Raw genomic sequence first — 20,386 nt, 5'->3', positions numbered from 1 at the left:
GGGTTCCAGGGGGTCGCCCCCTGGGTCAGCCCTGCTTCAGGCCGTTGAGGAACAGGTCGACGTAGTGCTCGGCGATGGTGCGGGTCTTGAGGCGGCCGCCCGGGTGGTACCAGGTGCCGATCTGGTGGACGGTGCCGAAGAAGAAGAGGACGGCGATGTCGGCGGGCATGTCCGTCCGGAACGACCCTTCGCGCTGGCCCTCCTCGACCAGGTCGCGGAACCGCTCCTGGTAGCGCCGCCGTTCCGCGCGGACGGCCTCGCGGCGGTCGCGGGGCAGCAGGTGGGTGGAGCGGAAGAAGACGGTGAAGTCGTCGAGGTAGAGGAACGAGGTCTCCAGGACGTCGAGGGCGGCGGCGCGCAGCCGTTCCTCGGCGCTGCCGGGGCCGTCGGCGATCTGCTCCAGCCGGCGCATCTGCAGGCCGAGGAGCCGGTGGTAGATCTCGTAGAGGAGATCGTCCTTGGAGCCGAAATAGTGGTACATGGCGCCTTTGGTGACGCCGGCGGCGTTGACGATCTCCTGCACCGAGGTGCCCTCGAAGCCCCTCTCGGCGAACAGCCGGGTCGCGACGGCGAGCAGCCGGTCGGGCAGGGGCACGTCGTCGGAGAGCCGCCCCACTGAGGTCTGTGTCAAGACTCCACCTCCGTCCGGGGCCGGGCCCCGCGCCGCCACGCCGCCGCCCGTGATCAGCCGTCAGCCTACCGGGCGTGAACCGGGTCCAAGAACGGCGGCCGTCGAGGCGGGTGAAACCGGCTGTTGACGGCGCCGCCCCCCGATTCTATCTTCGGGGGAATCCGACCAGTCGGTATGTGCAAATGGCCTCGGGGGAAGTCGCGCGAGTTTCGTCCGGCGAGGTGACGACATGTCCGGCGGCCCGACGCAATCCCTGGAACTACGAGAGGTGACCGTCCGCTTCGGCGGGCTGGTCGCGCTGGAGAAGGTGTCGCTGGCGGCGCCGCCGGGCCGGGTCACGGGCGTGATCGGGCCGAACGGGGCGGGCAAGACGACGCTGTTCAACGTCGTGTGCGGGTTCGTCCGGCCGCGGTCGGGCGAGGTGCGCTGGCGCGGCCGCCCGCTCGTCCGGCACCGGCCGCACCGGCTGACCCGGCTCGGCATCGCCCGCACCCTGCAGGGGCTCGGGCTGTTCCCCGGCCTGACCGTGCTGGAGAACGTGATGGTCGGCGCCGACCGGCACGCGCGGGCCGGTCTCGTCTCCGGCCTGCTGGCGCTGCCGCGCGCCGACCGCGACGACGCCGCGCTGCGCGAGCGGGCCCTGGCCCGGCTCGACGAGCTGGGCGTCGCGGGCGAGGCCGCCCGGCGGCCCGGCGAGCTGCCGTACGGGGCGCAGAAGCGGGTCGCGCTGGCCCGCGCGCTGGTCGCCGACCCCGACCTGCTGCTGCTCGACGAGCCCGCCGCGGGCCTGTCGGCGGCGGAGATCGAGGAGCTGGCCGCGCTGATCAGGGGCCTGCGCGGCGGCCCGGCCGTGGTCCTGGTCGAGCACCACATGGACCTGGTGATGGGCGTGTGCGACCAGGTCGTGGTGCTGGACTTCGGCCGGGTCATCGCGTCCGGCCCGCCCGCCGAGGTCCGCGACGACCCGGCGGTCCTGGACGCCTACCTCGGCGAGGAGGTCCGCGATGCTTGAGGTCGCCGGCCTCACCGCCGGGTACGGCGCGGTCCGCGCGCTCGACGGCGTGGACCTGGCGGTCGAGGAGGGCTCGCTCACCGCCGTGCTCGGCGCGAACGGCGCCGGCAAGACGACGCTGCTGCGCACCGTGTCCGGCCTGCTGCGGCCGCGCGCGGGCCGCATCGCGCTGGACGGCCGGGACCTCGCGCGGCTGCCCGTCGAGGAGATCGTCCGGCTCGGCGTGGCCCACGTGCCGCAGAGCGGCGGCGTCATCACCGAGCTGACCGTCGAGGAGAACCTGCGGCTCGGCGGGCTGTACCGGCGCGACCGCCGCGCGCTCGCCCGCCGCGTCGCGCAGATTTACGAGCTGTTCCCGCCGCTCGAACCGCGCCGGTCCCGCGCCGCCGCGACGCTGTCCGGCGGCGAGCGGCAGATGCTGGCGCTGGCGCGGGCGCTCACCGGCGCGCCCCGGCTGCTGCTGGTGGACGAGCCGTCGCTCGGCCTGGCGCCGCGGGTCGTCGCCCGGCTCATGGCGGTGCTGCGCCGGCTCTGCGACGAGGACGGCCGGACGGTCCTGCTCGTCGAGCAGAACGCGCGCAGCGCGCTGTCGGTCGCCGACCGCGCGGTCGTGCTCGACCTCGGCACGGTCGTGGCGGACGAGCCCGCCGGCGTCCTCGCCGCCGACTCCCGGCTCCGCCACGCCTACCTGGGGTTCTGATGGTCCGCTTCGTCAATCTCACGCTCGCCGGGATCACCCAGGGCGCGGTGTTCGCGGCGGTCGCGCTCGCCCTCGTGCTGATCTGGCGCGCCACCCGCGTGGTGAACTTCGCGCAGGGCGGCATGCTGATGTTCACCACGTTCCTGGCCTGGACGGTCGTGCACGACGGCGGCTCGTACTGGCTGGCCCTCGGCGTCGCGCTCGCGTCCGGGCTGGTGATCGGCGCCGTCGCCGAGCGGGTGCTGGTGCGGCCGGTGGAGGGCGGCCCGCCGCTGAACGCCGTCATCGTCACGCTCGGGCTGTACGTCCTGCTGCAGGCGGCCGCGGGCATGATCTGGGGCGACACCCCGCACTCCTACCCGCCCGCGTTCACCATCAAGGGGCTGTCGGCCGGCGGGACGCGGCTGCTGCTGTCGCCGTTCGACCTGTTCGTCATCGGCGCGGTCGCGCTGGTGATGGCCGCGCTGACCGTGCTGTTCGTGCGGACCGGCCTCGGCCTGAAGCTGCGGGCCGCGGCGTTCGCCCCGGAGATCGCCCGGCTGCAGGGCGTGCGGGTCGGCCGGATGCTCACCCTCGGCTGGGCGCTCGCCGCGCTCGTCGGGTCGCTCGCCGGCGTGCTGATCGCCCCGTCGGTGTTCGTCGGGCCGTCGCAGTTCGACGCGATGCTGGTGTTCGGCTTCACCGCCGCCGTCATCGGCGGGCTCGACAGCCCCGCCGGGGCCGTCGTCGGCGGGCTGCTGCTCGGCTGCGCGCTCAGCTACGTGTCCGGCTACATCAGCTCGGACCTGGTCACGTTCGGCGCGCTCGCCGCGCTGATCACGGTGCTGATGGTCCGGCCGAACGGCCTGTTCGCCGCCCGCACCGGACGGAGGGTGTGAACGCCATGGGAGCCTTCCGCCTCACGCTGGTGCGCCACCTCGCGGGCGCCGCCGCCGGGCTGATCGCGCTGTACGTCCTGACGACGTCCGTCGGACCGTACCGGGACCTGCAGATCGCGCAGGCCGCCTACCTCACCTGCGCGGTCGCGGGGCTGACCGTGCTGACCGGCCTCGGCGGCCAGATCTCCCTCGGGCACGGCGCGTTCATGGCGGTCGGCGCGTACACGGCCGCGCTCGTGTCCGCGCACTGGGGCTGGCCCCTGGCCGCGATGCTCGCCGCGGCCGCCGTCGTCACCGCCCTCGCCGGGGTGCTCGTCGGCGCCGTCGCCGCCCGCCTCCAGGGCCCCTACCTGGCCGGGGCGACCCTCGCGTTCGCCGTCGGCCTGCCCGGCCTGGCGAACTACTCCCACCTCACCGGGCTGCTCGGCGGGCAGAACGGGCTGACCGTCACGCCGCCCGTGCCGCCGGCCGCGCTCGGCGAGACGTTCCCGCTGGAGCGCTGGCAGGCGTGGATCGCCTGCCTCGGCGCGGTCGTCACGCTGTTCCTGCTCGCCAACCTCACCGGCGGCCGGTTCGGGCGGACGCTGCGGGCCGGCCGCGACGACGAGATCGCCGCCGCGCTGTGCGGGCTGCGCGTCGCGCGGCTGCGGATCGCCGCGACCGTCGTGTCCGCCGCGTGCGCGGGCCTGGCCGGCGGGCTGCTGGCGGTCGTGGCGACCCTCGCCGCGCCCGGCGCGTTCCCGCTCACGCTGTCGCTGCAGCTCATCGCGGCGGTCATCATCGGCGGGCTCGGCACCCTGCCCGGCGCCGTGTGGGGCGCGCTGATCCTGGTCTTCGTCCCGTCGTGGGCCTCGGACGCGGCGTCCTCGTCCGGGCTGTCGCACGACGTCGCCTCGAACCTGCCCCTCGCCATCTACGGCCTCGTCCTCATCGCGGTGACGCTGGCCTTCCCGCGCGGCCTCCAGGGCGGCCTGCGCGGCATCGGCGGCGCCGCCCGGCGCCGCCTCCCGCCGTCCCTCCGGCGGTTCGCGCCGGGCGGCGGCGCACCGGGGGTCCCGGCAACGCACCGAGGAGGAGCAGATGAGCCGACCACCGACCAGGCGAGCGCCCCGGACCCGGAGGGGGCGGGCGGTCGCGATGACGACGGCGGCGGCGGTGCTGGCGGCCGCGGCGAGCGGCTGCGGAGGTAGCGGCGGCAAGAGCGGGTCGTCCGCGCCCGGCGTCACCGCCACCACCGTCACGATCGGCAGCCACCAGCCGCTCACCGGCCCCGCCGCGCCCGGCTACAGCGCGAACTCGGCGGCCTCCAAGGCGTTCTTCGACTACGTCAACGCCCACGGCGGCGTGCACGGCCGCAAGATCGTCTACAGGTACGTGGACGACGCCTACAACCCGACGCAGACCGTCAGCGTGGTGCAGAAGCTCGTCCTCCAGGACAAGGTCTTCGCGATCTTCAACGGGCTGGGCACCCCCACGCACTCCAAGGTCGTCGACTACCTCAACGCCCAGCGCGTCCCGGACCTGTTCGTCGCGTCCGGGTGCGGCTGCTGGGACGAGCCGAAGAAGCACCCCGAGACGTTCGGCTGGCAGGTCGACTACATCCGCGAGGGCAAGATCCTCGGCGACCACATCGAGAAGGCCTATCCCGGCAAGAAGATCGCCTACTTCTCCCAGAACGACGACTTCGGGCAGGACGGCGTCAAGGGCCTCGACAAGTACGTCCCGGCCGGGCAGGTCGTGTCGCGGCAGACCTACCAGCCGGGCGCGACCGACGTCAGCGCGCAGGTCCAGGCGATCGCGCAGGCGAAGGCGGACGTGGTCGTCCTGTTCAGCATCCCGACCTACACCGCGCTGTTCCGGCTCGCGGCCCTGAAGCTCGACTACAAGCCGACGTTCGTGGTCAGCAACGTCGGGTCGGACCCGATCACCCTCGACGGGCTGCTGGAGAGCTTCGCCAAGTCCGGCGGCACGAAGCTGCAGGGCAGCCCGCTGATCCAGGGCATGGTCACCGACGGGTACCTGTCGTCGCCGGGCGACGCGTCGAACAGCTGGATCCAGCTGTACAAGAAGATCCACGACCAGTACATCCCGAAGCTGCCGTTCAACGGCAACATCGTCTACGGCATGTCGGCCGCCTACACCTTCGTCCAGGCGCTGCAGAACGCCGGGAAGAACCCGACCCGCAAGAGCCTCGTGGACGGGCTGGAGAAGACCAAGCTGACCGGGCCCGGCCTCGTCCCGTTCGCGTTCAGCGCGCAGTCGCACGCCGGGTACACCGGCGCGCAGATCGGCGTGATCAAGGGCGACGTGATCGTCCCGCAGGGGCAGCCGGTGACCACCGATGACGGCGGCGGCCCCATCCAGCCCTACACCGCGCCGCAGCCGCAGGCGCCCGCCAGCGGCGTCCCGCCGGCGGGCTGACGCGGCACCGCCGGCAGAGCCGACCGACACACCGCCGGCAGGCAGATCGACACCGCCGCCGTCCCCGCGCGGACCGCCCCCCCGGGCGCGGGACGGCGGCGGGCCCTCACCACTCGTCGATGTCCGGGTACTCGTCGAGGATCCGCTTCTCCAGGAAGTCGAGGTCGGTGCGGCGCCAGCCGATGACGCGCACCAGGGAGATCTCGTCCTCGTCCTTCACGTCGATCCGCGCCCCGGCGTCCAGCAGGGCCCGGACGAGCGCGGGCGGGCCGTCCTCGAACACCACCACGTGCAGCGGCGTCCGCCCGCAGCCGTCGCGGGCCTCGAGGTCGAGGACGGGCAGCAGCCGGGGCAGCAGCGGCTCCCAGTCCAGCATCGGCAGCGCGTGCAGCAGCGTGCGGCCCCGCGCGTCGCGGACGCGCGGATCGACCCCGGCGTCCAGGAGGGCGAGCACGCCGGGGGTGTCGCCGTGCTCGACCCGGGCGAGCAGGTCGCGCCGCTGGGCGTCCAGCGCCTTCGGCAGGCGTCCGCCCGCCCGCCATCCCCGGTCGGCGGCCTCGCAGCCGCCGACCGCGCCGCCCAGCGCGAGCAGCGCCTGCTCGCGCCGCCGCTCGCCGTCGTCGTGCGGGATCCGCAGGGCGCCGTCGCGGAACGCGACCTCGTGCCATTCGCCGCGGCAGCGGATCCGGGCCGGGGCCGGGCGGTCCGGCCCGGGCGGGCCGCCGGGTCCGGTGAACGCGCGGGCCGGCGCGAGCGCGGCGCGGACGAGCGGGTGCAGTTCCTCCGCCGGGACGACGCCGTGCCGCAGCGCCTCGACGTCCGGCGCCATCCGCCACAGCACGTCCGGGAGCACGGGCATGTCCCTGCCGATGTCCTCGCGGGGGATCAGCCCGACGCCGAGCCCGCCGCCCGTCCACCGCAGGACGACGCCGGCGTGCTGGTTCCCGGGGATCCAGTACGCGTCGCCGAGCCCGCGCTCCGACAGCCGCCGGACCTCGCCGGCGAGCCGCGCCGGTGCGAGCGGCAGCCGGGCGAGGACGTCCGCGGTCTCGACGACCCCGCCGCCGAGGTACTCCTCCAGCTCGACGCCCGCCTCGTCGACGGCGATCCCCGCGGCGGCCATCGAGGCGAGCACGTCGCCGGACTCGTGCAGCAGCACCGCCCGTTCGGCGTGCGCGACCGGGTCGTCCCGCCCGGGGGCGCCGGGCGGCCGAGGCGTCCCGTCCGGTTCCAGGAACGGCGCGCGTCGGGCGTCGCCGCCGCACCGTTCCCGCAGCTCGTCGGCATGGCGGACGTCCCACAGGAACCGAGCCGTCTCCCACCGCTGCACGATGTCGTGCCACGCCGTCAGGTAGGGGAGGTCGGTGTTCAGGTAGGGCCACCGGGGCTCCACCACGCCGAACCGGAGGGCGAGCCGCTGCGGACCGTGGACGAGCAGCCGCGGCGTCGCGACGTGCAGGGTGCGGCGCGGGTCGCCCGGGTCGGCGGACAGCACGAGGACCTGGTCGGGGACCAGCGTCGTCCGGCCGCGGCCGACGCGCGGCGCGTGCCAGCGCAGCAGGTCGGGCGCGAGGTGCCGGAGGTCGTCCTCCAGCGCGGCGGCGGTGTCGCGGCCGTGCTCGGCGGCGACGTCCGCGAGGTCGAAGTCCACGTCCACGTTCGCCGCCGCGCAGGCCCCGCGCCAGTCGCCCGCGAGCCGCCGCTCGGTCGCCCGCTCGATCATCCAGCGGGGGACCGCGTAGCGGCGGATCCGCCGCAGCCGGGACGCCTCGTCCGGCCGGAACGCGCGCGGGGCGGTCCGTGCGCCGATCACCGTCACCGCGTCCCCCGTTCCCGCGCACCGTGCCCCGCGGCCCGGCGCGGCACCGAGGCTGGGGTGGCAAGGCCGGTCGGATTCGAACCGACGTCCTCCAGCCCGCTGTAAGGCGCGACGACCTCTGCGCTACGGCCTTGCCGCAGCGCAGCCTAGCGGTCCGGCCGCGCGCCCGCCGCCGAATCAAGATCTTCCGCGGTGCCGCCGGTCCGCCGGCCCGGCCGTGGAATCATGATCGTGTCCGTGCGGGCGGGGACGGGAGGACCCATGTGCTACGAGCCGGTCGCCGATCCGGGCGAGGTCGCCTTCGCCGCGCCGCGGCCCGATCCGGTGCGCGAGACGCCCGACCGGGTGCCGCTCGAACCGGTCGACGCCGTCACGCTGACGACGCTCATCGACAACCAGAGCGACCTGCTGCTCGCCGACCAGGGACCGGTGCGGCGCACCGGGATGCGGCACGCCGCCGCCGTCCCGCACCTGCCCGCCGCGGTCCTGGACACGGGGGAGTCCTACGACGTCCCGCTCGCCGAGCACGGGTTCTCGATGCTGGTCACCGTGACGCGGAACGGCCGCGACCACCACCTGCTGTTCGACGCGGGCATGACCCCGGACGGCCTCGTCGGCAACATGCGGCGCCTCGGCGCCGACCCCGCGTCCGTCGAGACCGTCGTGCTCAGCCACGGCCACGCCGACCACGTCACCGGCCTGGACGGGCTGATCCGCGCGGTCGGCGTCGCGAACACCCCGCTCGTCGTCCACCCCGGCGTCTGGACGGGCCGCCGGATGAACGTCCCGGGTGCCGAGCCGCTGCGGCTGCCCGCGCCGAGCCGCCGCGCCCTCGCCGGCGCCGGGTTCGAGATCGTCGAGCGGGCGCAGCCGTCGCTGCTGTTCGGCGGGTCCGTGCTGATCACCGGCGAGATCGACCGCGTCACGCCGTTCGAGCGCGGCATGCCCGCCTACCACGAGGCCCTCACGGACGGCGCCTGGGCGCCCGACCCGCTCGTCCGGGACGACCAGGCGCTCGTGCTGAACGTCCGCGGGCACGGCCTCGTCGTCCTCACGGGATGCGGGCACGCGGGGATCGTCAACATCGTCCGGCACGCCCGGCGCCTCACCGGGGAGCCGCGGGTGGCGGCCGTCGTCGGCGGGTTCCACCTGAGCGGCCCGGCGTTCGAGCCGATCATCGAGCCGACCGTCGGCGCGCTCGCCGAGCTGGACCCGAAGGTGATCGTCCCGGCGCACTGCACCGGCTGGCGCGCCGCGCACGCCCTCGCCGCCCGCCTGCCGGACGCGTTCGTCCCGAACTCGGTCGGCTCCCGCCTGGAGTTGCGCGCCGCCTAGGGGATTGAACGCTCCTGACCGGGAAGGATGCCGGGGCACGGGCCGTCCGGACGAACAGGAGCGGGGGATGGGCATCGTCTCGCCCGGATTCCACGGCAGGCGGCGGCAGGGGGACGTGAAGCTGCCGCCCGGCCAGTACCTCACCGACGACTTCCCGGTCCTGTCGGCCGGGCCGACGCCACGGGTCGGCCAGGACGAGTGGGAGTTCGTCGTCACGACCGAGACCGGCGACCGGCACCGCTGGTCATGGCGGGAGTTCCAGGCGCTCCCATCCGAGACGCCGACGGTGGACATCCACTGCGTGACCAAGTGGTCCAAGCTCGGCACGACCTGGACGGGCGTGTCCCTGGACACCCTGCTCGCCGACGTGGAGACGACGGCCGACTACGCGCTCGCCCGCTCCTACGGCGGCTACACCACCAACCTGCCCCTCGAGGACCTGCTGGACGGGCAGGCGTGGCTGGCCTACCGCTTCGACGGCGAGGACCTGCACCCCGAGCACGGCGGACCGGTGCGGCTGCTGGTACCGCACCTGTACTTCTGGAAGTCGGCCAAGTGGGTCCACGGCCTCGACCTGCTCACCCAGGACGAGCCCGGCTTCTGGGAGACGGCCGGCTACCACGACTACGGGGACCCATGGCTGGAACAGCGGTACCAGGGCGACTGAACCGGCTGGAGTGGCGGGTGGCGCGGCTCGCGGAGACGCGCGACGAGACGCCCACCGCGCGGACCCTCGTGCTCGACGTCCCCGGATGGCCCGGCCACCTCGCGGGGCAGCACGTCGACGTCCGGCTCACCGCGGAGGACGGGTACAGCGCCCAGCGCAGCTACTCGCTCGCCGCCGCACCGGACGGCGACCGCGTCGAGCTGACCGTGCAGAACGTCCCGGACGGCGAGGTGTCGCCGTACCTGACCGGGGTCTTCTCGGTCGGCGACCCGGTCGAGATCCGCGGGCCGGTGGGCGGCTGGTTCGTGTGGCGCCCGGACGACCCGGCGCCCGTCACGCTCGTCGCGGGCGGGGCGGGGGTGGCGCCGCTGATGGCGATGGTGCGGGCCCGGCGGGCGGCGGGGTCGCGCGTCCCGTTCCGCCTGGTGTACTCCGTCCGGACGCCGGGCGAGCGGTGGTACGCGGGCGAGCTCCGGCGCCCCGACCCGGGCGTGGAGGTCTTCCCGCTGTACACGCGGGCCGCGCCGGACGGCTGGCCGCGTCCGCCGGGACGGCTGGCGAAGGGCGATCTCGCCGGGTGGGGCTGGCCGCCCGAGTTCGACCCGGCCTGCTTCGTGTGCGGGCCGACCGGGTTCGTGGAATCGGCGGCCGATCTGCTGGTCGCGCTGGGCCACGACCCGCGCAGGATCAGGACCGAGCGCTTCGGGCCGACCGGAGGCTGACATGAGAGTGGACGCGGAGGCTGGCATGCGAGCAGAGGGCGCGGGTGTGGGCGCGGGCGCGGTGCGCGGCGGGGCCGTCCCGGGCGCGGAGGCCGTCGTCTACGAGGACGCCGGCGCCTACCAGGACGGCAACGCGCTCGCGGGGCCGCTGAGCGAGGTGTTCGGCGTGGACGTCACCAGGGCCGCGGTGCGGTGCACGGCGTGCGGCCTGGCGGGCCCGCTGCCGGGCCTGCGCGTCTACGCGCACGCTCCGGGCGCCGTGGCGCGCTGCCCGGGCTGCGAGCACGTCGTCCTGCGGCTGGTCCTCGGGAACGGGACGGCGTGGCTCGACCTGCGCGGAACCGTCGGCCTCCGCGTCCCGCTCGCCTGACGCGCCGCTCGCCTGACGACCCACCCGCCGGGTCCGCGTCTGCCCTAGGGCTTGCGGGCGACGCCGCTGAACTCGTCCACGTCCTCCCCGGCCGCGGCGGGCGGCTGCGGGCGCCAGCGGTTGCACGGGACGACGCCCGGTTCCAGCAGGTCGAGGCCGTCGAAGAAGCGGGTGATCTCCGCGCCGCTGCGCAGCGTCATCGGCGGCTTGACCCGCTCGTTGCGCAGCCGCACGACCTCCTCCGTCGCCTCGCCGTGCACCTCGCTCGTGCTGTGCGCGATCACGAGGTGGCCGCCCGGGGGCAGCGCGTCCTTCAGCGTCTGGACGATCGAGTACGCGGTGGGCGTGTCGTCGATGTAGATCAGGACGCCGAGCAGCATGACCGCGAACGGCCGCGAGAGGTCCAGGGTCCGCGCCGCCTCGGCCAGGATCCGCTCCGGGTCGTGCAGGTCGGCGTCGATGTAGGCGGTGGCGCCCTCGGGCGTGCTGGTCAGCAGCGCGCGGGCGTGCGCCAGCACGAGCGGGTCGTTGTCGACGTACACGATCCGCGCCTCGGGGGCGAGCGCCTGCGCGACCTGGTGGGTGTTGTCGGCGGTGGGCAGCCCGGTGCCGATGTCGAGGAACTGCCGGACGCCCTCCTCGGCCACCAGGTGCCGGACGGCCCGGCCGAGGAACTCCCGGTCGGCCCTGGCCAGCCGGACGATGCTCGGGTACAGCGCGGCCATCTGGTCGCCGACGCGGCGGTCGGCGGCGTAGTTGTCCTTGCCGCCGAGCCAGTGGTTCCAGATCCGCGGGGCGGCGGGCACGTTCGGATCGATCCCCTCCGGCGCCGTCTCCTCCGGGGTCGGGGTGTCGGTCACGGCTGCGGCCCTTCCGGTCGGCGGGCGCGGAGCCCGCCCGGGCCCTTCCAACGTAGATCATCGGCATCCGACCGGCCATCGACTTCCCCGAAATGTCCTGGCAAGGGCGGTTCTATGGGGCTCCGCCGCGGAAAATGCGGCGATCGGCCGCCCCCGCCATGGTCGTCGCGAACGATCGTGGGGAGGATGATCGGAGGGGGTGGTGCGATGGCCGAGGCGGGAGGAGCGGCGTGACCCGGTGCGAGGCGGCCCCGTCCGGTGCGCGCGAGGAGGGGCGCGGGCGCGCGGCCTCGGCCGCGCGCGAGATCGCCGCGGGGCTGGCCGTGCTGGCGGTGTACCTGGCCTTCACGCACGCGTTCGCCGGGGCGCGGGCCGTCAGCGACGCCCACGGCCGCTCCCTGCTGGCCCTGGAGCGCTGGGCGCACCTGGACGTCGGGCACCAGCTCAACGGCGTGCTCGTCCGGCACGGGTGGCTGGGCGCGCTGGCCGCGTGGGAGTACGCGACGACGTACGTGCTCGCCACCTTCGGATTCCTCGGCTACCTGTGGTGGCGGCGCAGCCCCGCCTACCCGTGGGCCCGCAACACGCTGATCTGGATCACCCTGATCGCGATCTGCTGCTTCGCGGCGTGGCCGTCGACGCCGCCGCGGCTGCTGCCCGGCGAGGGGTACACCGACATCATCGCGCTCCACCATCCGCCCGCCACCTGGGGGACCGGCGCGGTCTCGGCGGGCGCCAACCCCTACGCGGCGATGCCGAGCCTGCACATCGGGTGGGTGGCGTGGATCGGCGTCACTGCCGTCCGCGCCCGCTGCGGCGCCCTCGTCGCCTGGCTGTGCGCCCTGCACCTGGTGGTCACCAGCCTGGTGATCGTCGCGACCGCCGCGCACTACGTGGTGGACATCCCCGGCGGGCTGCTGCTGGTCCCGGCCGCGGCGGGCGCCGAGGCGCTGCGCGCCGGGCTCGTCCGGGCGGGGGTGGCGCGGGGCCTCCTCCCGGGGCACGATTCCCAGGGGGAGGCGGAACCGGACGCACCCTCCGCCCCGTCGCGGCGGGCCGCCGCCGGCGCGCCGCCCGCGTCCGGGGAGAGCGCGGAGGTGCCGCAGGTCGTGGGAGGCGTCGCGGAGTTCGCCGGGCCGGGCCCCGCCGCCGGCCGGGTGCGTGCGGCGCTGGCCGAGCGGCTGCCCGAGCTGCCCCGGCTCACCCGCCGGCTCCGCCCGTCCGGCGGGCTCGACCGCGCGCGCCGCGACGGCGCCGGCGAGATCGACCTGGCCTGGCACGTCCGCGAGTCCGCGCTGCCCGCGCCGGGCGACCGCCGCGCCCGGGACGCCCTGGTCGCCGCCCTGATCGCGGAACCGTTCGGCGCCGGGCGACCGCCGTGGCGGCTCCACCTGATCCGCGGCGGCGGGACGGCCCCGGACGCCGTGGTGGTGCTGCTCCACCGCGCCCTCGCGGACGGCGCCGGTCCTCTCGACGTGCTGCGCGGCATCCTCGACCCGGCCGCCGGCGTCCCCGAGCCCGGCCCCGCCGCCGTGCTGCCGGCGCCCGCCCCGCCTGCTGTGGCGGTGCCGCCCGCGCTCGCCGTCGCCGCCCCGTCCCGGCACGGCTTCGCGACTGCCGCCCTGCCGCTGGACCGGGTCCGCGAGGTCGCCCGCGCCGCCGGCGTCCCGCTCACCGCCCTGCTCGCCGCCCTGGCCGGCGACGCCGCGGCTGAGGCCGCCGCGGAGGGCGCGGCGCCGCCGGACGCGTGGACGCTGCGCGTCGCCGTCTCACCGGAGCCGTCCGCGACGCCGCCGGGCCGGGGCCGCGCCGCCGCCCTCGACGGGCCCGCCGCCCTCGACGGTCTCGACGGTCTCGACGGTCTGGACGGCCCGGACGGGCTGGGTGGCGCCCGGTGGCTGGACGTCCCCGTCGACGCCCGCCCGCTGCGGCAGCGGCTCGCCGGGGTCCGCCGGGCCGCCGGGGACCGCCCGCCGGCGGGCCTGGCCCCGTTCGCCGGCGCGGCCGTCGCGACCCTGCGCGGGCCGTCCGGCCCGCTGCTGCTGGCCGGGGCGCCGCTCGGCGGCCTGCACCCCATCCTGCCGCCCGCCCGCGGCGTCCCGATCGCGGTCGCCGCGCTGAGCCGGGACGGTGCCCTGCACGTCTCGGTGATGGCCGAGACGCGGGCCGTGCCGGCGCCGGACCGGTTCGCCGGCGGCCTGCTGCGGGCGTTCGAGAAGCTGGCGGCCGAGTTCGGCGTCGACGCCGGTCCCGGCCGCAGCGGCGCGCAGACCGGAACGCCTTGATGGCGTGGTCCGCCGCGTTCAGCGTGCTGGCGGCGCTGCTGTTCGCGGCGGCCGCCGCGCTGCAGTACCGGGCGGCGCGCCGCGCCGTGGGGGAGGGCAAGGGCCGCGTCCCCGCCGTGCGGCTGATCGGCGCGCTGCTGCGCGATCCCGTCTGGCTGGCCGGCTGGGGCTCCAACCTGGCCGGGTTCATGAGCCAGGCCGCCGCTCTGCACTTCGGCTCCACCGCGCTCGTCCAGCCGCTGCTGGTCACCCAGCTGGTGTTCACGATCCTGCTCGGCGCCGCCGTGCTCGGCCGCCGCCCGGCCCGGGGCGACCTCGTCGGCGGGATCGCCGTCACCGCCGGCCTGGCGGTGCTGTTCACCGTGCCCGGCGCGATCCCCTCGCAGGGCGAGCCGTCCCGGCCCCGGCTGATCCTCGCCGGCCTGGTCGCCGTCCCGTTCGTGCTGGCGCTGTCGCGCGCCGCGAACATCCGCCGCGGGACGGTCCGGGCCGTGCTGCTCGGCATCTGCTCCGGCCTGATGTTCGCGGCGACCGCCGTGCTGATCAAGCTCACCACCGCCGACCTGGTCGAGCGCGGCGTCGCCGCGACGGCGCTCGACTGGCCCGGGTACGCGCTCGCCGGGTCCACGCTGCTCGGGCTGGTGCTGGAGCAGAAGGCGTTCGCCGCCGGGTCGCTGCCCGGCGCGATGACCGCGATGACGATGACCAACCCCGTCGCGTCCTATGTGCTGGCCGTCTTCGCCTTCCACACCGAGCCGCCGCATTCGCTGTCGGCGTTCGCGGCGGTCGCGCTGAGCGCCGTCCTGCTCACCGCGGGGGTCACCGTCCTGTCGCACTCGCAGTCCGCGCCCGGCCGCGCCGACGAGCCCGCGGCGACCTGACCGGGCCCGGCCCGTGCCGCCCGGCGCGGTTTCCGCGGAACCTTTTGCGGCCCCCGGGAGATCCAATCGGGTGACGCCCCCTCCGGAAGGACCCCTCAGTGATCTCCAGGCGCGCGCTGCTCATCTCCGGCCTCGGCGGGCTCGGCGCCTTCGCGGCGGCGGGCGGGACGGGCTACGCCCTCGTCGAGAACGACGTCCTGCCCGGCCGGGTCCGCCTCGACAAGGCGCTCGGCCGGTGCGGGGACGTGCCCGCGCCGCCCGCCGCGTCGACGACCGTCCGGCGGCTGGCCTGGCGGTCGGCGCACCGCCGGACGGACGTCACCGCGACCGTCGTCCTGCCCGCGTCGAATGCGACCCTGCGCGGTCTCCCGGTCGCCGTGGCCCTGCACGGCAGCGGCGGCGATGGCGCGTCCGCCGTGCGGTCCCTCGCGCTGGACCACTACCTCCCGGACGCCGTCGCGCGCGGCGGCGTCGCCCCGTTCGCGATCGCGGCCGTCGACGGCGGGCCCGACACGTACTGGCACGCCCGGGCCGACGGCGACGACCCCATCGGCATGATCATCGACGAGCTGCTGCCGCGGCTGCGCGCCGAGGGGGCCCGCACCGACCGGATCGCGGCCATCGGCTGGTCGATGGGGGGCTACGGCGCGCTCGTGCTGGCGCGGAGGCTGGGCGCGCGGCGCATGGCCGCCGCCGTCGCCTCGTCGCCCGCCCTGTTCAACTCCTACGCGGACGCGCACCGCACGAACGCGCGGTCCTTCGACGGCGCGGCCGACTTCGCCCGCAACGACGTCTTCGCCGCCCTGGACGCGCTGAAGGGCGTCCCGATCCGCGTCGACTGCGGCACGAGCGACCCCTTCGCGCCGATGGCCCGCAGGCTGCGCGGCCGGATCCACCCGGAGGGCTCCATGGGCGGCGGATGCCACGACGGCGGCTTCTGGCGTCCCCGCCTCCCCGCGCAGCTCGCGTTCCTCGGCCGCCACCTCGCCCGGTCCTAGGCGCGCGGCCGGGCGGGGAGGGTCAGGCGGGGAGGGTCAGGCGGACTCCTCCGCGCGCCCCGACCGCACCAGCCAGCTCAGCATCAGCATCAGGTCGAGCCGGCCGTCGAGGTCGGAGAACCGGCCCCCGGTCAGCTCCGTGATGCGCCGCAGCCGGTACCGGACGGTCTGCTCGTGGATGTGCAGCCGCTCCGCCGCGACCACCGCGTTGTCGCCGGACTGCAGGTAGGTCAGCAGCGTCTCGGCGAGCGGCTGCCGGCGCGCCGGCGCCAGGTCCAGCAGCGGGCCGAGGACGGCCCCGGCGGTCGCGCCGACCAGCTCCTCCGCCGCCAGCGTGGCCAGCGAGGCGATGTGGTCGGCGCACCGGACCGGCGCGCCGGAGGGCAGCAGGCCCCGCTCGATCAGCGTCAGCGCGTGGCGCGCCCACCGCAGCGACACCGCGCCCTGCGTGAGCGGCACTGTCGGCCCGATCGCCGCGGTGCCGATCCGGCGCAGCGCCGGCCACAGCCGGTCCTGCCCGGGCCCTTCGGGGTCGGGGACGACGAGGTACGGCACGGGCGCGTCCCACGCGGCCAGCACCGCCGGCGGCAGGATCCGGGCGCCCGCGGGCGCGCCGGCGGGCAGCGCGACCAGCCCGACGCTGCGCGGCGGGTCCCAGCGCGCCGCGACCGCCAGCTCGGTGATCGCCTCGTGCCCGGGCGACGGCTCGGCGACGAGCGCGTCCCGCAGCCGCTCGCGGCGCTGCTCCCGCTCGGTCGCGAGCTGCCCCTGCTCGCGGGCGTACCCCTGCGCCGCCGCGTCCGCGACCCGCGCCACCAGCATGAACAGCGAGTCGGTCAGCCGACCCAGCGTCTCGCGCGACCAGCCGAGCCGGTAGGCGTCCTTGATGAAGCGGCGGCAGGCGATCTGGCTGCTCACCCGCATCGCGTTCTGCAGCGCCTCCAGCCCGCGCCCCTGCCGGGCCTCCTGCTCGCCGAGGCGCATGTACAGCTCGGTCAGGTGCCGCGCGTCGGCGTCGGGGTGGTCGACGGAGTCGACGAAGAACGCGACCGTCTCGCTGACCGTCCGCTCGACCCGCAGGGCGTACGCGCCGCCGCCGTCGCCCGCGTACTCGGGCACCTGGTCGCGGATCTCCCGCTCCATCTCCTCGACCGCCGCCTGCAGGTGCTGGCGCAGCAGGTCGGGCAGTTCGGCGGGCATGGACCCGGGCGCCGTCCGGTGTCCGTCCGGCAGGGGACTGACCATGGGACCTCCCTCCGGCGGGGTGAACCGGCGGCCTCACCCTAGGCAAGAAAGCGATCGCTGTCACCATCCGGTGCACGCGCGGTGAAGGCGCGTGTCCGGACGGGAGGTTCGTCGGAATCCTCCTGTAATGCGTATCACGTGCCCCGGCGGTCCCGGCCGTCCCCCCAGCGGCTAGGGACGGCGGGCGGCTAGGGGACGGCGGGCGCGGGCAGCGGCGCGGGCGGTTCCGCCGGGGGCTCCGGCGCGCGGGCCGCGCGCCGGGTCAGCCGGCGGCCGAGGCGCTGCGCGGGCCGTTCGACGTACCGGTGCGCCAGCCCGGCGGCCACGAGGACGGCGGCCAGCAGCACGCCCTCCCAGGCCAGCCGCAGCCACAGCGGCATGGCGTCGCGCTCCCCGGCGACCCGCCAGACCGTCTGGACGATCATCGGGTGCAGCAGGTACACCGAGTAGCTGACGAGCCCGAGCCACATCAGTGCCCGGGGCATGCGGCGGTGCCGCAGCGCCAGGCCGCCGAGGAAGGTCAGCCAGGCGGCGGCGACGCCGATCGACCAGTCGACGCCGAGCGACTGCGGGTACCCGTGCTCGGCCCACGTCGCGGGCGGGCGCAGCCCCGCCAGCAGCGTCAGGACCGGGACGAGGGCGACCATCGCCGCGGCGGGCCGCGCGCGCAGCCGCCCGTCCTGGATGCCGCGCACCGCCGTCCCGGCGAACATCGTGGCGATGATGCACAGGCTCTCGACGCCGCCGATCCGGCTGTCCAGGACGAGCAGCGTCAGCGCGAGCGCCGCCACGATCGCGACGCCCGCGCGGCGCACCGCCGGACGTCCGCTGACCATGGCCGCGATGCCCGCCGCGAGGGCGAACGCGGCGACCATCGGGGTGGTGCCGGGCCAGCGGGTGGCCAGCAGCCCGGACGGCAGCGAGACGCCGAGCATCGCCGCGGCCACGCCGAAGCCGAGGGACACCCGCGCGCTGGCGCCCTTCACGCCCGCGATGAACATCGCGGTGATCAGCAGGTAGAACACCATCTCGTAGGACAGCGTCCAGAACACGTTGACGACGTTGGGCACGCCGAGCAGGTCCTGCAGCATCGTCAGGTGCGCGACGGTGGAGATCCACGGGCGGTCGCCGAGCCCGTCCGGCAGGCCCCACGACACGCCGCTCACGCCGAGCGCCAGCATGAGCCCGACGGACACGAACCAGGCCGGGTACAGCCGGAAGAGCCGGCCGATCCAGAACGTCCGGACGCTGCCCCGCCGGACCAGCGAGAACGGTACGACGTAGCCGCTGATCAGGAAGAACAGGAAGACCCCGTAGCGCCCGAAGTCGAACCACGGGCTCACGTTCCGGCGGACCTCGGGGAGCAGCACGTCCAGCGAGTGCTCGAACACCACCACCAAGGCGGCCACGCCCCGCAGGGCGTCGAGCCAGCCCATCCGGGCCGCCGGGACCGCCGGCGCGCCGCTTGCCTTCGTTTCCGTGGTGAGAGTGTTCGTCGGCATCCGGGCCACCCTAGGGGCCCGGCCTCCACGTTCTCCACAGACCCCCTGAACATCACCTGAACGCGGCGTGTCGGGGAACCGGCACGCAAGGTCACCGGTCCGGGCTAGGAGCGGATGCCGACGCCCGCGTAGAGGACCGGTGCCGCCCCGTCCGCAGGGCGCGGGTCCCCGGCACGCCACCGCCCGGCCGGCACGATGCCGGGGGACAGCGGCGAGAACGGCCCGAACAGCCGCTCGATCTCGCCCGCGGCGCGGGGCAGCAGCGGGCCCGCGCCCGCCGCCGCGTACCGCCGGGCCGCCTCGGCGACCGGCCCGGGCGCGTGGTCGGCGGTGGCGTGCGAGACGACGAGCGCGCTGCCCGGCGCGGCCGCGGCGCCCAGCGCGGCGACCGGGACGCGCGGGTCCGGCAGGAAGTGCAGGACGGACGAGAACACCAGCGCCACCGGCTCGGCCGGGTCGATCAGCCGCCGCACCTGCGGGGCGGCGAGGATCGCGTCCGGGTCGCGCAGGTCGGCCCGGAGCGCGGCGATGTTGCCGCCCTCGACCAGCAGCGCGCGGGCGTGCGCGATGACGAGCGGGTCGGCGTCGACGTAGACGACGCGGGTGCCGGCCACGTGCCGGGCGGCCATCCGGTGCAGGTTGTCGGCGGCGGGCAGGCCGCAGCCGAGGTCGAGGAACTGCCGCACGCCGCGCTCGGCGCAGGCGCGGACCGCGCGGGCGAGGAACGCCCGGCCGTCGCGCGCGGCGTCCGCGGCCTGCGGCAGGACCTCGAGGACCTGCCGGGCGAGGTCGCGGTCGGCGGCGTAGTTGTCCTTCCCGCCGAGGAGGTGGTCGTGCACGCGGGAGGAGGCGGGCCGGTGCAGGGCGAGCGGGGCGTCCCCGGACGCGTCCCCGGTCGGCTCGGCCCCGAGCGGGGACACGGCGGCGAGGGCCCGGGTGCCCACGGCGGGAACGCTCATGTCCGTGCCGTCCTGGCCTCGGCCGCCGGCCGGCCGGGTGCGGTACGACGGCGTGCGCGGGGTCTGGTGCGGGACGGCGGGCGGGACGTCGTCATGGGCGCTTCACCAATCGTGGGGTGGCTACTCCTCGACGGTAGGCCGATCGGGTCGCGGTGCGGCGGCGGCGCCCGCCGGTCCGGCCGAAAACCGCCGCCGGCATGGCCGCATCGGGTCAACCGCGTTTGGCGGTGTTCCCCGGTTCCCGCGGGCGCAGGTGACGGGCATCAGGGAAGCGGCGTGGCGGCGGACCGTCACCGGCCGGCCACGCGTCCGCCGGCCGCCCTCGCGGAGGTGGCCGCTTCCGGCCATGACAGCGGCTTAACCGAAGGTGCACCCGCGTGTCGGGAGCCGGTCAGCCGCCGTCCGGGTCCCGCCACATCAGCCACACCGGCGGGCAGCCGCGGCCCGGAAGGGCGAGCTCCCGCGTCACCCGGAACCCGAACCTCTCGTAGTACGGGACGTTGCGCTCCTTGGAGCTCTCCAGGTACGCCGGGACGCCCTCGGCGTCGCAGCGGTCCAGCCGGGAGCGCAGCAGCGCCCCGCCGAGCCCGTTGCCCTGCGCGGGCGGGTCGGTGCCGAGCACCGCCAGGTACCAGTGCGGCTCCGGGGGATGGTGCTTCTCGATCTCGCCGAGCGCGCGCAGCGCCGCCGGCACCCGGCGGCCGAGCGCCCGCAGCAGCGGCACGGCCTGCGCCGCCTGGGCGCGCAGCGGGACGCGCCAGAGCCCGGGCGGGTCCCACAGCGCGGCGGCCTCCGCGTCCGGTCCGCGGCCGGCCGCCTCGGTGCCGCCGTGCCGCAGGTGCACCTGCCGCAGCAGGATGCCGAACACGCCGGTCAGCCGTCGGACGCGGGACGCGTCGTCGGGCAGGATCCAGCGCCAGACGGGGTCGTCGTCGAACGCGCGCCCGAGCACCGCGGCGAGCGCGTCGGCGTCGGCGCCGCCCGCCGCGCGGACGAGCGGGGACGGCTGGGACTGGGACGTCATGGCGCGGCCTCCTCGGGACGCGCCGATCCTCGCCTGCCGCCTGCCGCTCGTCAAGGAGCGGCGCCAGTCGTGCGCAC

The 20,386-nt window shown here is 76.1% G+C and carries 19 protein-coding genes and 1 tRNA gene; 12 read left to right on the top strand and 8 right to left on the bottom strand.

What is annotated here, in order from left to right:
* Positions 1-25: 25 nt before the first annotated feature.
* On the bottom strand, positions 26-631 hold the full coding sequence (locus tag AB0C78_RS23085) for a TetR/AcrR family transcriptional regulator (protein ID WP_360751080.1): 606 nt from the start codon (positions 629-631) through the stop codon (positions 26-28).
* A 229-nt stretch (positions 632-860) separates the two neighbouring features.
* Here AB0C78_RS23085 and AB0C78_RS23080 point away from each other — a divergent pair, with 229 nt between their 5' ends.
* From AB0C78_RS23080 to AB0C78_RS23060, 5 genes are read left to right on the top strand one after another with little or no spacing between them, the layout of a single operon-like run.
* Complete coding sequence (locus tag AB0C78_RS23080) at positions 861-1,643, top strand: ABC transporter ATP-binding protein (RefSeq protein WP_360751078.1); 783 nt, start codon at positions 861-863, stop codon at positions 1,641-1,643.
* Positions 1,636-2,343: an ABC transporter ATP-binding protein gene (locus AB0C78_RS23075; RefSeq protein WP_360751076.1), complete on the top strand. Its 708-nt coding sequence runs from the start codon at positions 1,636-1,638 to the stop codon at positions 2,341-2,343. Before AB0C78_RS23080 ends, AB0C78_RS23075 begins: the two co-directional genes overlap by 8 nt.
* Positions 2,343-3,221 (top strand): branched-chain amino acid ABC transporter permease, encoded by an 879-nt coding sequence (locus AB0C78_RS23070; protein ID WP_360751074.1) that lies wholly within the window; start codon positions 2,343-2,345, stop codon positions 3,219-3,221. Before AB0C78_RS23075 ends, AB0C78_RS23070 begins: the two co-directional genes overlap by 1 nt.
* A 5-nt stretch (positions 3,222-3,226) precedes the next feature.
* Positions 3,227-4,411, top strand: coding sequence for a branched-chain amino acid ABC transporter permease (locus tag AB0C78_RS23065; RefSeq protein ID WP_360751072.1), 1,185 nt, complete (start codon positions 3,227-3,229; stop codon positions 4,409-4,411).
* Positions 4,359-5,642, top strand: a complete 1,284-nt coding sequence (locus tag AB0C78_RS23060; protein ID WP_360751070.1) for an ABC transporter substrate-binding protein — start codon at positions 4,359-4,361, stop codon at positions 5,640-5,642. The genes AB0C78_RS23065 and AB0C78_RS23060 overlap by 53 nt, the downstream gene beginning before the upstream one ends.
* A 106-nt stretch (positions 5,643-5,748) precedes the next feature.
* On the opposite strand, the gene AB0C78_RS23055 is transcribed toward AB0C78_RS23060, so the two are convergent.
* Positions 5,749-7,461, bottom strand: coding sequence for an ankyrin repeat domain-containing protein (locus AB0C78_RS23055; RefSeq protein WP_360751068.1), 1,713 nt, complete (start codon positions 7,459-7,461; stop codon positions 5,749-5,751).
* A gap of 58 nt (positions 7,462-7,519) precedes the next feature.
* Positions 7,520-7,594: transfer RNA gene (locus AB0C78_RS23050), tRNA-OTHER, on the bottom strand.
* 128 nt (positions 7,595-7,722) lie between these two features.
* Between AB0C78_RS23050 and AB0C78_RS23045 the strand changes: the two genes are divergently transcribed.
* The 4 genes from AB0C78_RS23045 (at position 7,723) to AB0C78_RS23030 (ending at position 10,555) form a co-directional block, all read left to right on the top strand.
* Complete coding sequence (locus tag AB0C78_RS23045) at positions 7,723-8,796, top strand: MBL fold metallo-hydrolase (RefSeq protein ID WP_360751066.1); 1,074 nt, start codon at positions 7,723-7,725, stop codon at positions 8,794-8,796.
* A gap of 67 nt (positions 8,797-8,863) precedes the next feature.
* Positions 8,864-9,463: a sulfite oxidase-like oxidoreductase gene (locus AB0C78_RS23040; protein WP_360751064.1), complete on the top strand. Its 600-nt coding sequence runs from the start codon at positions 8,864-8,866 to the stop codon at positions 9,461-9,463.
* 17 nt (positions 9,464-9,480) lie between these two features.
* On the top strand, positions 9,481-10,185 hold the full coding sequence (locus AB0C78_RS23035; RefSeq protein ID WP_360751062.1) for a ferredoxin reductase: 705 nt from the start codon (positions 9,481-9,483) through the stop codon (positions 10,183-10,185).
* Positions 10,186-10,210: 25 nt separating this feature from the next.
* Positions 10,211-10,555, top strand: coding sequence for a DUF6510 family protein (locus AB0C78_RS23030; protein WP_360751060.1), 345 nt, complete (start codon positions 10,211-10,213; stop codon positions 10,553-10,555).
* A gap of 44 nt (positions 10,556-10,599) precedes the next feature.
* Here the strand turns inward: AB0C78_RS23030 and AB0C78_RS23025 are convergent, their stop codons facing one another.
* On the bottom strand, positions 10,600-11,415 hold the full coding sequence (locus AB0C78_RS23025; protein WP_360751058.1) for an SAM-dependent methyltransferase: 816 nt from the start codon (positions 11,413-11,415) through the stop codon (positions 10,600-10,602).
* A 230-nt stretch (positions 11,416-11,645) separates the two neighbouring features.
* Between AB0C78_RS23025 and AB0C78_RS23020 the strand changes: the two genes are divergently transcribed.
* From AB0C78_RS23020 to AB0C78_RS23010, 3 genes are all read left to right on the top strand, one after another.
* Positions 11,646-13,700 carry a phosphatase PAP2 family protein gene (locus AB0C78_RS23020; protein WP_360751056.1) on the top strand — a complete coding sequence of 685 codons (2,055 nt, stop codon included), beginning with the start codon at positions 11,646-11,648 and terminating at the stop codon, positions 13,698-13,700.
* On the top strand, positions 13,700-14,581 hold the full coding sequence (locus tag AB0C78_RS23015) for a DMT family transporter (protein ID WP_360751055.1): 882 nt from the start codon (positions 13,700-13,702) through the stop codon (positions 14,579-14,581). The genes AB0C78_RS23020 and AB0C78_RS23015 overlap by 1 nt, the downstream gene beginning before the upstream one ends.
* A gap of 98 nt (positions 14,582-14,679) precedes the next feature.
* On the top strand, positions 14,680-15,579 hold the full coding sequence (locus AB0C78_RS23010; RefSeq protein WP_360751053.1) for an alpha/beta hydrolase-fold protein: 900 nt from the start codon (positions 14,680-14,682) through the stop codon (positions 15,577-15,579).
* A gap of 36 nt (positions 15,580-15,615) precedes the next feature.
* On the opposite strand, the gene AB0C78_RS23005 is transcribed toward AB0C78_RS23010, so the two are convergent.
* The 4 genes from AB0C78_RS23005 to AB0C78_RS22990 form a co-directional block, all read right to left on the bottom strand.
* Positions 15,616-16,824: a helix-turn-helix domain-containing protein gene (locus AB0C78_RS23005; RefSeq protein WP_360751051.1), complete on the bottom strand. Its 1,209-nt coding sequence runs from the start codon at positions 16,822-16,824 to the stop codon at positions 15,616-15,618.
* A 188-nt stretch (positions 16,825-17,012) separates the two neighbouring features.
* Positions 17,013-18,326 (bottom strand): acyltransferase, encoded by a 1,314-nt coding sequence (locus AB0C78_RS23000; RefSeq protein WP_360751049.1) that lies wholly within the window; start codon positions 18,324-18,326, stop codon positions 17,013-17,015.
* A 104-nt stretch (positions 18,327-18,430) separates the two neighbouring features.
* Positions 18,431-19,285 (bottom strand): SAM-dependent methyltransferase, encoded by an 855-nt coding sequence (locus AB0C78_RS22995; RefSeq protein ID WP_360751047.1) that lies wholly within the window; start codon positions 19,283-19,285, stop codon positions 18,431-18,433.
* A 391-nt stretch (positions 19,286-19,676) separates the two neighbouring features.
* Positions 19,677-20,309: a GNAT family N-acetyltransferase gene (locus AB0C78_RS22990; protein WP_360751046.1), complete on the bottom strand. Its 633-nt coding sequence runs from the start codon at positions 20,307-20,309 to the stop codon at positions 19,677-19,679.
* Between the last annotated feature and the right edge of the window lie 77 nt (positions 20,310-20,386).

The sequence above is a fragment of the Actinomadura sp. NPDC048394 genome, assembly GCF_040651755.1.
Taxonomy (GTDB): Bacteria; Actinomycetota; Actinomycetes; order Streptosporangiales; family Streptosporangiaceae; genus Spirillospora; species Spirillospora montaniterrae.
The sequence above is the reverse complement of the archived record's forward strand: the minus strand, read 5'-3'. Positions and strand labels throughout refer to the sequence as shown.

Coding starts and splice junctions, on each gene's coding strand:
- AB0C78_RS23080 (WP_360751078.1), top strand. CDS start 861: ATGTCCGGCGGCCCGACGCAATCCCTGGAACTACGAGAGGTGACCGTC.
- AB0C78_RS23075 (WP_360751076.1), top strand. CDS start 1,636: ATGCTTGAGGTCGCCGGCCTCACCGCCGGGTACGGCGCGGTCCGCGCG.
- AB0C78_RS23070 (WP_360751074.1), top strand. CDS start 2,343: ATGGTCCGCTTCGTCAATCTCACGCTCGCCGGGATCACCCAGGGCGCG.
- AB0C78_RS23065 (WP_360751072.1), top strand. CDS start 3,227: ATGGGAGCCTTCCGCCTCACGCTGGTGCGCCACCTCGCGGGCGCCGCC.
- AB0C78_RS23060 (WP_360751070.1), top strand. CDS start 4,359: ATGACGACGGCGGCGGCGGTGCTGGCGGCCGCGGCGAGCGGCTGCGGA.
- AB0C78_RS23045 (WP_360751066.1), top strand. CDS start 7,723: ATGTGCTACGAGCCGGTCGCCGATCCGGGCGAGGTCGCCTTCGCCGCG.
- AB0C78_RS23040 (WP_360751064.1), top strand. CDS start 8,864: ATGGGCATCGTCTCGCCCGGATTCCACGGCAGGCGGCGGCAGGGGGAC.
- AB0C78_RS23030 (WP_360751060.1), top strand. CDS start 10,211: ATGCGAGCAGAGGGCGCGGGTGTGGGCGCGGGCGCGGTGCGCGGCGGG.
- AB0C78_RS23015 (WP_360751055.1), top strand. CDS start 13,700: ATGGCGTGGTCCGCCGCGTTCAGCGTGCTGGCGGCGCTGCTGTTCGCG.
- AB0C78_RS23005 (WP_360751051.1), bottom strand. CDS start 16,824: ATGGTCAGTCCCCTGCCGGACGGACACCGGACGGCGCCCGGGTCCATG.
- AB0C78_RS23000 (WP_360751049.1), bottom strand. CDS start 18,326: ATGCCGACGAACACTCTCACCACGGAAACGAAGGCAAGCGGCGCGCCG.
- AB0C78_RS22995 (WP_360751047.1), bottom strand. CDS start 19,285: ATGAGCGTTCCCGCCGTGGGCACCCGGGCCCTCGCCGCCGTGTCCCCG.
- AB0C78_RS22990 (WP_360751046.1), bottom strand. CDS start 20,309: ATGACGTCCCAGTCCCAGCCGTCCCCGCTCGTCCGCGCGGCGGGCGGC.